Consider the following 11,865-nt stretch of genomic DNA (forward strand, 5'->3'; position numbering starts at 1 on the left):
CTCAGGCCTCCTTGCCAGTAGAGAGAGCAGAGTTCTTGGCGGCCGAGCGGAGGACCACGAGGCCACCCTTCGGGCCGGGGACGGCGCCCTTGAGGAGGATCAGGCCCTTCTCGACGTCGACGGCGTGGATGGTGACGCCCTGGGTGGTGACGGTGTCGTTACCCATGCGGCCCGACATCCGGGTGCCCTTGAACACGTGGCCCGGCGTGGCGCAGGCGCCGATCGAGCCGGGCTTGCGGTGGTTGCGGTGGGCACCGTGCGAGGCGGAGACACCGGAGAAGCCGTGACGCTTCATCGTGCCGGCGAAGCCCTTGCCCTTGCTCGTGCCCGTCACGTCGATCTCCTCGCCGGCGGCGAAGGTGTCGACGGAGAGCTCCTGGCCCACGGTGTACGACGTGGCGTCGGCCGTGCGGATCTCGAGCAGGTGGCGGCGGGGAGTCGTGCCGGCCTTGGCGAAGTGCCCGGCCTGCGGCTTGGTGACCTTGCGGCCCTCGATCTCGCCGAAGCCGACCTGGACGGCGTTGTAGCCGTCGGTCTCGGGGGTGCGGACCTGGGTCACGACGTTGGTCGCGGCAGCGACCACGGTGACGGGGACGACGCGGTTGTTCTCGTCCCAGAGCTGGGTCATGCCGAGCTTGGTGCCCAGCAGGCCCTTCACGTTGCGTTCGATAGTCATCTCGTCAGACCTCAGAGCTTGATCTCGATGTCGACGCCGGCCGGGAGGTCGAGGCGCATGAGCGAGTCGACGGTCTTCGGCGTGGGGTCGATGATGTCGATGAGGCGCTTGTGCGTGCGCATCTCGAAGTGCTCGCGGGAGTCCTTGTACTTGTGCGGCGAGCGGATGACGACGAAGACGTTCTTCTCCGTCGGCAGCGGCACCGGGCCGGCCACGCGGGCGCCCGTGCGGGTCACCGTGTCAACGATCTTCCGCGCCGAGGTGTCGATCACCTCGTGGTCATAGGCCTTGAGCCTGATGCGGATCTTCTGTCCCGCCATAGGTCTCTCTCGTCCTTACTTCTCATCTGCCGCGTGCATGTCCCGGGACGTCCCCCGGTTTGGGTCGGTCCCGCCCTGGCCCCACCATCCTCGACCCCGGCCCCCGCGGTCGGGCGTGTCGCGACCTCTGGACGTGACACAGGACCGGGATCCTGCTGGGTTTCGGTGCTGGCACCCGACGGTTCGTCGGGCTGATCGGGTCTCCTGGTCCGGTGCGGCGCACAGCCGACCACCGAAGCTCGTTCCGACCCGGCGGACCGGGGATGAGGAGACGCGATTCAGAAGTCAAGATGTGCCGCACCCCGGCGACCCGCCGGAGCAACCGGACCATCTTGGCAGAGATCGGGGACGGGACCAAATCGCCCGGGCACTACCCGGTGCCGCACTCCGACGGCGTACGACACGCCGGTCAGGTCCGCCGGTAGCACAGGTCGGTGATCGTCCGCCCCGCCTCGACGCCCTTGCGCTCGAAGCGGGTGACCGGGCGGTCGGCCCACCGCTCGACGACGCCGCCCTCGAGCGACGGCTCCGCGCCGAGCACCTCGATCATCTGCTCGGCGTAGTCGGCCCAGTCGGTGGCCAGGCGCCAGATCGCTCCGGGCCGCAGCCGGCTGGCGGCCAGCCGCGCGAAGTCGGCCGACACCAGGCGACGCTTGTGGTGGCGCGCCTTGCGCCACGGGTCGGGGAAGAACGTCCACAGCTCCTCGACGCTCCCCTCCCCCAGCAGGTGCTCCATCGACCAGACCGCGTCGACCCCGCAGAGCCGGACGTTGTCGGCGCCGGCGTCGGCGAGCTTCCAGAGCGTGTCGGCCACGCCGGGGCGCCAGACCTCGAAGGCGAGCACGTCGTGAGCCGGTCGGGCGGCCGCCAGCGCGGCGGTCGCCTCACCGACGCCCGACCCGATCTCGACGACCAGCGGGGCGCGGCGGCCGAACCACCGCTCGAGGGAGAAGCCGGGGCGGTCGACCGCCTCGTCGGGGATCACCCACCGCTCCTGGTGCGCCGCCCACGCCTCGGCCTGCCGGGGGGTGAACCGGCTTCCCCGGCGGGAGTAGCTGAGCACCTCGCGCATCCGCCGACCGTCCTCGGTCAGCTTGTGGTGCGGGCGGGCGGGGGTGACGGGGCGCTCCATGGTTCCTTCCGGGGCGGGGCTGGGCGGGGAGGGCTGTCGGGAAAGCAGATCGGCCCCGGACCACAGGGTCCGGGGCCGATCTGGTGTGTCAGGTGCGGTCAGCGACCGCGGGGATCACTTGGTGATCTTGGTGACCCGGCCGGCGCCGACGGTGCGGCCACCCTCACGGATCGCGAACCGCAGGCCCTCGTCCATCGCGATGGGCTGGATGAGCTCGACCGACATCTCGGTGTTGTCACCCGGCATGACCATCTCGGTGCCCTCGGGAAGGGTCACGACGCCGGTCACGTCCGTCGTGCGGAAGTAGAACTGCGGGCGGTAGTTGTTGAAGAACGGCGTGTGGCGGCCGCCCTCCTCCTTCGAGAGGATGTAGACCGAGGCCTCGAAGTTGGTGTGCGGGGTCGTGGTGCCCGGCTTGATGACGACCATGCCGCGCTCGACGTCCTCGCGCTTGGTGCCACGGAGGAGCAGACCGACGTTCTCACCGGCCTGGCCCTCGTCGAGCAGCTTGCGGAACATCTCGACGCCGGTGACCGTGGACTTCATCGAGCCCTCGCGGATGCCGACGATCTCGACCTCCTCGTTCACCTTGACGATGCCGCGCTCGATGCGACCGGTGATGACGGTGCCACGACCGGTGATCGTGAAGACGTCCTCGACGGGCATGAGGAACGGCTTGTCGGTCTCACGCTCGGGGGTCGGGATGTAGTCGTCGACCGCCTGCATGAGCTCGGCGATCGAGTCGCCCCACTTGGCGTCGCCCTGGAGAGCCGGGAACGCCGCGACGCGCACGACCGGGATGTCGTCGCCCGGGAACTCGTACTCGCTGAGGAGCTCGCGCACCTCCATCTCGACGAGCTCGATGAGCTCCTCGTCGTCGACCATGTCGCACTTGTTGAGCGCGACCACCAGGGCGGGGACGCCGACCTGGCGCGCGAGCAGCACGTGCTCGCGGGTCTGCGGCATCGGGCCGTCGGTGGCGGCGACCACGAGGATCGCGCCGTCCATCTGGGCCGCGCCGGTGATCATGTTCTTGATGTAGTCGGCGTGACCCGGGCAGTCGACGTGCGCGTAGTGACGCGACTCGGTCTGGTACTCGACGTGCGCGATCGAGATCGTGATGCCGCGCTGACGCTCCTCGGGAGCCTTGTCGATGTCCTCGAACGCCGAGGCGGCGTTCAGGTCCGGGTGCTTGTCGTGCAGGACCTTGGTGATCGCCGCGGTCAGCGTGGTCTTGCCGTGGTCGATGTGACCGATCGTGCCGATGTTGACGTGCGGCTTGGTCCGCTCGAACTTCGCCTTAGCCACGGTGGGCTCCTCCTGGTGTGGTTGTTACCTGACTCGTACTAGCTGGGTGGTGCCGAGGGTCCGGCCCCCGGACGATGTCGCCCGGGGACCGGCGAGGATCACTCGCCGCGGACCTTCTTGATGATCTCGTCGGCGATGTTCGTGGGAACCTCGGCGTACGAGTCGAACTCCATCGAGTACGACGCCTGGCCAGAGGTCTTGGACCTCAGGTCGCCAACGTACCCGAACATCTCGGAGAGCGGCACGAGGGCGTTGACGACGATGTCGCCGTGACGCTCCTCCTGCGCTCGGATCTGGCCCCGTCGGCTGTTGATGTCGCCGATGACCGTGCCGAGGAAGTTCTCCGGCGTGGTCACCTCCACGGCGAACATCGGCTCGAGCAGGACCGGCTTCGCCATGCGGGCGGCCTCCTTGAAGGCCTGGTTGCCGGCGATCTTGAAGGCCAGCTCGGAGGAGTCGACGTCGTGGTAGGCGCCGTCCTCGAGCGAGAACTTCACGTCGACCATGGGGAAGCCGGCGAGGATGCCGAACTCCATGGCCTCCTGGCCACCCTGGTCGACCGAGGGGATGTACTCCTTCGGCACGCGTCCACCGGACACGTTGTTCACGAACTCGTAACCCGCACCGGTGCCGGTCTCGGGGTCGATGTTCGGGCCGAGGGAGACGACGACCTTCGCGAACTGACCCGAACCACCGGTCTGCTTCTTGTGGGTGTAGCTGTGGTTCGCGACGTCCTTGCGGAGGGTCTCGCGGTAGGCGACCTGCGGCTTGCCGACGGTCGCCTCGACGCGGAACTCGCGCTTCATCCGGTCGACGAGGATCTCCAGGTGGAGCTCGCCCATGCCGGCGATGATCGTCTGGCCGGTCTCCTCGTCGGTCTTGACCGTGAAGGTCGGGTCCTCGTCGGAGAGGCGCTGGATCGCGAGCCCGAGCTTCTCCTGGTCGGACTTGGTCTTGGGCTCGATCGCGACCTCGATCACCGGGGCCGGGAAGGTCATCGACTCGAGCACGACCTGGTTCTGCGGGTCGCAGAGGGTGTGCCCGGTCTTGGTGTCCTTCAGACCCATGACGGCGACGATCTGCCCGGCGCCGACCGACGCGATCTCCTCACGCTTGTTCGCGTGCATCTGGTAGACCTTGCCGATCCGCTCCTTCTTGCCGTTGACCGAGTTCACCACGGTCGAACCGGCCTCGAGCTTGCCCGAGTAGACGCGGACGTAGATCAGCTTGCCCAGGTGCGGGTCGGAGGCGATCTTGTAGGCGAGGCCGGAGAACGGCTCGTCGTCGGAGGGCTTCCGCGCGATCTCGACCGCCTCGTCCTTGGGCGAGTGGCCGATGATCGCCTCGATGTCGAGCGGCGAGGGCAGGTACTTCACGACGGCGTCGAGCAGGGGCTGCACGCCCTTGTTCTTGAACGCGGTGCCGCACAGGACCGGGTTGACCTTGTCGGCCAGGGTCGCGCGGCGGATCGCGGCCTCGAGCTCCTCGACGGAGAGCTCCTCGCCCTCGAGGTACTTCTCCATGACGGCGTCGTCGGCCTCGGAGAGGGTCTCGAGGAACTTCTCGCGGTACTCGGCGGCCAGGTCGGCCATCTCCGCGGGGATCTCCTCGACCGAGTAGTCCTCACCCATCTTGGTCTCGCCGCGCCAGGTCAGGGCACGCATGCCGACCAGGTCGACGACGCCGAGGAAGTCGCTCTCGGCACCGATGGGGAGCTGCAGGACCAGCGGGGTGGAGTTCAGGCGCTCGACCATCATGTCGACGCAGCGGAAGAAGTCCGCACCGGTGCGGTCGAGCTTGTTGACGAAGCACATGCGCGGGACGGAGTACTTGTTCGCCTGACGCCACACGGTCATCGTCTGCGGCTCGACACCGGCGACACCGTCGAACACCGCGACGGCGCCGTCGAGGACGCGCAGCGAGCGCTCGACCTCGGCGGTGAAGTCCACGTGGCCGGGGGTGTCGATGATGTTGATCTGGTGGTTCTTCCACCAGCAGGTCGTCGCGGCGGACGTGATGGTGATGCCGCGCTCCTGCTCCTGCTCCATCCAGTCCATCGTGGCAGCGCCCTCGTGGACCTCACCGATCTTGTAGGTGATGCCGGTGTAGAACAGGATGCGCTCGGTGGTGGTGGTCTTGCCGGCGTCGATGTGCGCCATGATGCCGATGTTGCGGACCTTGTTCAGGTCCGTCGTGATGTCGACTGCCACGTTAGTCAGCGTCCCTTGAAAGAAGTGGGTGGTTGCGGGTGGAGCGGGGGCGACCTGCGCCGCCCCCGCCCGAGGTCACCAGCGGTAGTGCGCGAAGGCCTTGTTCGACTCGGCCATCTTGTGGGTGTCCTCACGCTTCTTCACCGCGGCACCGAGGCCGTTGGAGGCGTCGAGGATCTCGTTCATCAGGCGCTCGGACATCGTCTTCTCGCGACGGTCCTGCGCGTAGCCGACGAGCCAGCGCAGCGCGAGCGTGGTGCCGCGCGTGCCCTTGACCTCGATCGGGACCTGGTAGGTCGCGCCACCGACACGGCGGGACTTGACCTCGATGGCCGGCTTGACGTTGTCCATCGCGCGCTTGAGCGTCACGACGGGGTCGGTGCCGGTCTTCTCGCGGCAGCCCTCGAGCGCCGAGTAGACGATGCGCTGCGCGACCTGCTTCTTGCCGTCCTGCAGCACCTTGGAGACGAGCTGGGAGACCAGCTGCGACCCGTAGACCGGGTCGACGTCGATCGGCCGCTTCGGGGCCGGACCCTTGCGCGGCATGTCAGCTCTTCTCCTTCTTCGCGCCGTAACGGCTGCGGGCCTGCTTGCGGTTCTTCACGCCCTGGGTGTCGAGCGTGCCGCGGATGATCTTGTAGCGGACACCGGGGAGGTCCTTCACCCGGCCGCCGCGCACGAGCACGATCGAGTGCTCCTGCAGGTTGTGACCCACGCCCGGGATGTACGCCGTGACCTCGACGCCGCTGGACAGGCGCACGCGGGCGACCTTGCGGAGGGCGGAGTTCGGCTTCTTCGGGGTGGTCGTGTAGACGCGCGTGCAGACGCCTCGGCGCTGCGGCGAGCCCTTCAGGGCAGGCGTCTTGTTCTTCGACACCTTGTCCTGGCGGCCCTTGCGGACCAGCTGCTGAATGGTGGGCACCGGGTGGTTCCCCTTCTTTGTCGGCTCTCAGTACGCGGCACGGTGCTGCGCACGATGTCCTGCTGGTGTGCCGGGTGGTGCTACCAACCGGCGCTGCTCGCCCCCGAGGTCGGGCGTGTCGCCCGGCACACGCCACCACCGAGGCGGTGGCGGGAGCATGCGCACCGGAGTCCGACGGTCCGTTCCCGCCGACTACTTCCGAGCACGCGCAACGGCCTGGTTGTCCCAGACACGAGGACCGAGGTTACCCGCCGCCCCTACGGGGGTCAAAACGCGCGAGAGGCCTCCGGAGCGGGCCGCGTACCACAGCACCGCGAGCCCCACGCCCAGCAGGGTGATCCCCCCTCCCCCGACCAGGGTCCAGCGGGCACCGAAGGTCTCGCCGACCCAGCCGACGACCGGCGCACCGAGCGGCGTCCCGCCCATGAAGATCATCAGGTACAGCGCCATCACCCGGCCCCGCAGCGCCGGCGCGGTCGAGACCTGCATCAGGGTGTTGGCGGCGGTGATCATCGTCAGCGCCGACAGGCCGAGCAGGGGCATCCACACCGCGAACGCGACGTACGTCGGCAGCAGCCCGGCGACGATCTCCGCGAGGCCGAAGAGCACCGCCGCGCCGACCACGAGCCGCAGCCGCACGACGGGGCGCCGGGCCGCGAGCAGGGCACCGGTGAGCGAGCCGACCGCCATGTAGGTGCCCAGCAGGCCGTAGTCGGTCGCTCCCCTGCCGAACACGTCGGTGGCCATCAACGCGGAGGTCATCTGGAAGTTCAGGCCGAAGGTGCCGACGACGAAGACGACGATGAGGACCAGCACCAGGTCGGGCCGCCCGGCGACGTACCGCACCCCCTCGCGGACCATGCCGGGGTGGCGCCGCTGCACGGGCGCCGGGGTCAGCCGGCGCGGGTCCATGCCACGCAGGGCCAGGATCGGCGCGAGGTAGCTGACCGCGTTGGCCATGATCACCCAGCCGGTCGCCTCCGTCCCGCCGCCGAGCGCGCCGATGAGCACGCCGGCGAGCGCCGGCCCGACGACGCGGGCGGCGTTGAAGGACGCGGAGTTGAGCCCGACGGCGTTGGTGAGGTCGTCGGGCGTGACGATCTCGCTCACGAAGGACTGGCGCGCCGGGGCGTCCATCGCGGTGCCGATGCCGAAGACGAGGGCCAGCACGTAGACGTGCCAGACCTCTGCGGCACCGGTCGCGGCGAGCAGGCCGAGGACGAAGGCCGGCACCGCCATCATCACCTGGGTGACCTGGAGCAGCTGGCGCTTGGGGAACCGGTCGGCGACGACGCCGGCGAAGGGCGAGAGGAGCAGGGCGGGCAGGAACTGCAGACCGGTCGTGATGCCGACGGCGGTGCCGCCGTTGGTGGCCAGGTGCAGCACCAACCAGTCCTGGGCCACGCGCTGCATCCAGGTGCCGGTGTTCGAGACGACGGCGCCGGTCGCGTAGAGGCGGTAGTTGGGGTTGGCGAGGGAGCGGAAGGTGGGACTCAAGCGTTGGCCAGTCTTTCCAGGATCGGGGCGGCCCGGCGCAGGACCGCACGTTCGTGGGGGGTGAGCTCGCGCAGCCGCTGGGCCAACCACTCGTCGCGGCGCCGGCGATCGGCGAGGACGGTGGCGCGGCCCTTCTCGGACAGCTCCACCACGACCTGGCGGCCGTCGGTCTCGTGCGGGCGCCGCGTGACGTAGCCGCGCTCCTCGAGGCCGTTGACCGTGCGGGTCATGCTCGGCGGCTGCACCCGCTCGGCGGCGGCGAGCTCGCCGAGGGTGAGGCCGTCCGTGCGGTGCAGGCAGCCGAGGACGCCCATGTGGGCGATCGACAGCTCGTTGTCGGGGTGCCGCTCGCTCGCCAGCCGGCGGCGCAGGCGCATCACCGACAGGCGGAGCTCCGACGCCAGGCCGGCGTCGGTGCGGGCGATCTTCTCCACGGTGGGCATGTCGTTAGCCTAACTCATTACTCACGCTAACTATTCCACCGACGAGAGGCCCTCCCCCGGTACGGGAGAGGGCCTCTCGTGCCTCCCGGCGCCGGCCGGTGTGGCTGCTCAGGTGAGCCAGTCGGTCAGCGGGTCGATGGCGAAGTAGATGACGAACAGCAGGCCGACCACCGCCATCAGCGGGTGGATGTCGCGGGTCCTGCCCACGACGAGCTTGATGAGCAGGAAGGCCAGGAACCCCGCGCCGATGCCCGCGGTGATCGAGTAGGTGAAGGGCATCAGCACGATGGTGAGGAACGCCGGGATCGCGATCTCCGGGTCCGCCCAGCGGATCTCGGTCACCTGCTGCATCATCAAGAAGCCCACCAGCACGAGCGCCGGCACGGCCGCCTCCGACGGGATGACCCGCACGATCGGCGTGAAGAACGTCGCCAGCAGGAACAGCACGCCGGTGACGACCGAGGCCAGGCCGGTGCGCGCGCCCTCGCCGACGCCGGAGGCCGACTCGATGTAGGAGGTGTTCGACGAGACGCCGGCCAGGCCGCCGGCCGCCGCGGCGACCGAGTCGACGACCAGGATCCGCTCGGCGTTCGGCGGGACGCCCTCGGCGTCGTTGAGCCCGGCCTCGGCGCCGATGGCGGTCATCGTGCCCATCGTGTCGAAGAAGTCGGCCAGCAGCAGCGAGAAGACCAGCAGGATCGCGGCCACCACGCCGATCGAGGAGAAGGCGCCGAAGAGCGAGAACTCCCCCAGGGTGCCGAAGTCGGGCACGTCGACGATGCCGTCGAAGTGGGGCACGGTCAGCGACCAGCCACCGGGGTTCTCGGCCGACCGGCCGCCGAGGTCGAGGATCGCGTCCAGCACGAACGCCAGGACGGTCGCGGCGACGATCGCGATGAGGATCGCGCCCTTCACGCGGCGTACCCACAGGGCGACGAGGAGCAGCAGGCCGACGACGAAGACGAGGACCGGCCAGCCCTCGAGCTGCCCGCCGGTGCCGAGCTGGACCGGGACGGTGCTGTTGCTGGCGTCGGGGATGCGGCTGACGAAGCCGGCGTCGACGAAGCCGATGAGGGCGATGAACAGGCCGATGCCGACGCTGATCGCGACCTTGAGCTGGGTCGGGACGGCGTGGAAGACCGCCTGCCGGAAGCCGGTGAGCACCAGCACGAGGATCACGAGGCCCTCGAGGACGACCAGGCCCATCGCGTCGGCCCAGGTCGACTGCGTCGCGATCGCCACCGCCACGAAGGCGTTGAGGCCGAGGCCGGCGGCGAGCGCCAGCGGGAAGTTCGCGACGGCGCCCATGAGGATGGTCAGCACGCCGGCCACCAGGGCCGTGCCGGCCGCGATCGCCGGGAGGTTGGAGCCGTCGCCGGCGCCGCCGGCGAGGAAGTTCCCCTCGGAGTCGGGGATGTAGCCGAGGATGAGCGGGTTCAGGACGATGATGTAGGCCATCGTCAGGAAGGTCACGACGCCGCCGCGGACCTCCTGGCCGATCGTCGAACCGCGCTCGCTGATGCGGAAGTAGGAGTCGATGCTCACGGGCGGTCAGCATGTCAGAACCGGCGGGCCCCGAGTACGTTGTCTCGCGTGGAGCTCCGCGACGACCAGCCGACGCAGCACGAGTTCGGCAAGCGCACCTTCCTCGTCGCCGACGTCGCCCCGCTGGACGTCGACGGCGTCCGCACGGTCGAGGTCGGCGTGGCCCTGTGGCTCGTCGGCTTCCTCGCCCTGCTCCCCTTCTACGGCCGGCTCGCCGACGAGGGCCGCACCTGGTGGCTGTGGACCTGCCTGGCGGGCTTCGGGCTGGGCCTGTTCGGCCTGGAGTACTGCCGCCGCCGGCGCCGTGCACGGCTCGCCCGCGACGAGCAGCGGGATGGCTGAGGCGCCGCCGCCCACCCGCTGGGCCGCGGCCGGTCCGGCGCGCGGCGGGTACGCCGAGAACTTCGCGCGCCTGGTCGCCTCCGGCGCCGACGTCGACGGGGAGGCCCGGCTGGCCGACGCGCTGCTGCCCCGCGGCGCCCGCGTGCTCGACGTCGGCTCCGGCATGGGCCGGGTCGCCGCCGCTCTGGCCGCGCGCGGGCACGACGTGGTCGCCGTCGAGCCCGACCCCGACCTCGTGGCCCAGTCGCGGCGTACCTATCCCGACCTGGAGGTGCTCGAGGCCGACGTCCTGGCCGTGTCGGCCGACGACGTCGGCACCTTCGACCTCGTGGTGTGCGTCGGCAACGTGCTGGTCTTCCTCGCCGAGGGCACCGAGCGGCCGGTCCTCGAGCGGCTGCGGTCGCTGCTGCGGCCCGGCGGGCGGGTGCTCGCCGGCTTCCACCTGCGGGGCGCTCCGCCGGCCGCGCGGCGCTACTCCCCCGAGGCCTTCATCGTCGACGCCGAGGCGGCCGGGCTCCGGGTGGACCTGCGGGCGGGCAGCTACGAGCTGCACCCACCGACCGACGCGTACGCCGTGTGGCTGCTCTCGGCGGCCGGCTGACCGCGAGGCTCAGAAGCGCTCGAGGTCGTCGGGGTTGATGGTGTCGATGACCGGCTCGGGCAGCGGCTGGGGCTCGTGCTTCTTGGCCAGCCGCACCTCGGAGTGCGCACCGCAGCCGTGGTCGAAGGAGACGACCCGGCCGTCGTCGTTGGCGTCGCCATTGGCGCAGACGCCGAACATCTCCGAGAGCGGGCCGTTGATGCGGAGCAGGAAGCCGCAGGTCGTGCACGAGTCCGGCGCGGCCTGGGCCAGCGGGGAGGACGGGCCCTGGTCGCCGTCGTACCACCGCTGCGCGGCGGCGTCGCGGCCCTCCGGAGAGAGCGTGCGGACCCGGCCGAGGCCGAGCTCCTGGGCCACCTGGCGGACCTGGGCGCGGTCGTCGGCGTCGAGGGGGTCGTCGCCGTACGCGTAGGTGGGCACGAGCCGCGGGTCGTCTTCCTCCACGGGGAGGAGGTCGCCGGGGCCGAGGTCACCGGGCTGGATGCGCTCGCGGTAGGGCACCCACGGCGGCGCGACGATCGCGCCCTCGCCGGGGATGAGGACGACCTCGTCGACGGTGACGTGCTTCTGGCGGGACGCCCGGGTGACCGTCACCGACCAGCGCCAGCCGCGGTAGCCCGCGCGCTCGCAGGTGAACAGGTGGGTGACCAGCCGCTCGCCCTCGACCACGTGGCCGAGGTGCTCGCCGACGTCCGCGGCGCCGACCTCCTCCAGGAGGGCGGCGCGGGCGACGTCGACCGCCGCCACGGCGGCGGAGTCGGGCTTGGCGCGCACGAGAGTCGTCACGACGGAAGTGTGACTGATCCCCCGCCCCGTCGCCATCTCGGGGCGGGTGTCGGCGCCGGCCCCAGCGGGGCGCACGGCAGGAT

The 11,865-nt window shown here is 70.3% G+C and carries 13 protein-coding genes; 2 read left to right on the forward strand and 11 right to left on the reverse strand.

Going from position 1 to position 11,865, the window contains the following annotated elements; all coding sequences use genetic code 11:
• Position 1: 1 nt before the first annotated feature.
• From rplC to QWY28_RS12805, 10 genes are all read right to left on the reverse strand, one after another.
• Positions 2 to 676, reverse strand: coding sequence for a 50S ribosomal protein L3 (gene rplC, locus QWY28_RS12760; protein ID WP_300952931.1), 675 nt, complete (start codon positions 674 to 676; stop codon positions 2 to 4).
• An 11-nt stretch (positions 677 to 687) separates the two neighbouring features.
• Positions 688 to 996 carry a 30S ribosomal protein S10 gene (gene rpsJ, locus QWY28_RS12765; RefSeq protein WP_154615492.1) on the reverse strand — a complete coding sequence of 103 codons (309 nt, stop codon included), beginning with the start codon at positions 994 to 996 and terminating at the stop codon, positions 688 to 690.
• A gap of 409 nt (positions 997 to 1,405) precedes the next feature.
• Positions 1,406 to 2,128 (reverse strand): tRNA (guanosine(46)-N7)-methyltransferase TrmB, encoded by a 723-nt coding sequence (gene trmB, locus QWY28_RS12770; protein WP_300952932.1) that lies wholly within the window; start codon positions 2,126 to 2,128, stop codon positions 1,406 to 1,408.
• A gap of 114 nt (positions 2,129 to 2,242) precedes the next feature.
• On the reverse strand, positions 2,243 to 3,436 hold the full coding sequence (tuf, locus tag QWY28_RS12775) for an elongation factor Tu (protein WP_300952933.1): 1,194 nt from the start codon (positions 3,434 to 3,436) through the stop codon (positions 2,243 to 2,245).
• Positions 3,437 to 3,534: 98 nt separating this feature from the next.
• Positions 3,535 to 5,646 carry an elongation factor G gene (gene fusA / locus QWY28_RS12780; protein WP_300952934.1) on the reverse strand — a complete coding sequence of 704 codons (2,112 nt, stop codon included), beginning with the start codon at positions 5,644 to 5,646 and terminating at the stop codon, positions 3,535 to 3,537.
• A 75-nt stretch (positions 5,647 to 5,721) separates the two neighbouring features.
• Positions 5,722 to 6,192: a 30S ribosomal protein S7 gene (gene rpsG / locus QWY28_RS12785; protein WP_300952935.1), complete on the reverse strand. Its 471-nt coding sequence runs from the start codon at positions 6,190 to 6,192 to the stop codon at positions 5,722 to 5,724.
• A gap of 1 nt (position 6,193) precedes the next feature.
• Positions 6,194 to 6,568, reverse strand: a complete 375-nt coding sequence (rpsL, locus tag QWY28_RS12790; RefSeq protein WP_011757353.1) for a 30S ribosomal protein S12 — start codon at positions 6,566 to 6,568, stop codon at positions 6,194 to 6,196.
• Positions 6,569 to 6,760: 192 nt separating this feature from the next.
• Complete coding sequence (locus tag QWY28_RS12795; RefSeq protein ID WP_300952936.1) at positions 6,761 to 8,065, reverse strand: MFS transporter; 1,305 nt, start codon at positions 8,063 to 8,065, stop codon at positions 6,761 to 6,763.
• A complete protein-coding gene (locus QWY28_RS12800; protein WP_300952937.1) occupies positions 8,062 to 8,508 on the reverse strand; it encodes a MarR family winged helix-turn-helix transcriptional regulator in 447 nt (148 codons plus the stop codon). The genes QWY28_RS12795 and QWY28_RS12800 overlap by 4 nt, the downstream gene beginning before the upstream one ends.
• A gap of 108 nt (positions 8,509 to 8,616) precedes the next feature.
• Positions 8,617 to 10,053 (reverse strand): NCS2 family permease, encoded by a 1,437-nt coding sequence (locus QWY28_RS12805; protein WP_300952938.1) that lies wholly within the window; start codon positions 10,051 to 10,053, stop codon positions 8,617 to 8,619.
• Positions 10,054 to 10,101: 48 nt separating this feature from the next.
• Here QWY28_RS12805 and QWY28_RS12810 point away from each other — a divergent pair, with 48 nt between their 5' ends.
• Together QWY28_RS12810 and QWY28_RS12815 are read left to right on the forward strand one after the other, a co-directional pair.
• Positions 10,102 to 10,395: a DUF2530 domain-containing protein gene (locus QWY28_RS12810; RefSeq protein WP_300952939.1), complete on the forward strand. Its 294-nt coding sequence runs from the start codon at positions 10,102 to 10,104 to the stop codon at positions 10,393 to 10,395.
• On the forward strand, positions 10,388 to 10,996 hold the full coding sequence (locus tag QWY28_RS12815) for a class I SAM-dependent methyltransferase (protein WP_300952940.1): 609 nt from the start codon (positions 10,388 to 10,390) through the stop codon (positions 10,994 to 10,996). The genes QWY28_RS12810 and QWY28_RS12815 overlap by 8 nt, the downstream gene beginning before the upstream one ends.
• Positions 10,997 to 11,005: 9 nt before the next feature.
• Here QWY28_RS12815 and QWY28_RS12820 read toward each other — a convergent pair whose 3' ends face one another.
• A complete protein-coding gene (locus QWY28_RS12820; protein WP_439117253.1) occupies positions 11,006 to 11,818 on the reverse strand; it encodes a DUF3027 domain-containing protein in 813 nt (270 codons plus the stop codon).
• Positions 11,819 to 11,865: the final 47 nt, after the last annotated feature.

The organism is Nocardioides oceani (assembly GCF_030412965.1).
In the GTDB taxonomy this organism is placed as follows: Bacteria; Actinomycetota; Actinomycetes; order Propionibacteriales; family Nocardioidaceae; genus Nocardioides; species Nocardioides oceani.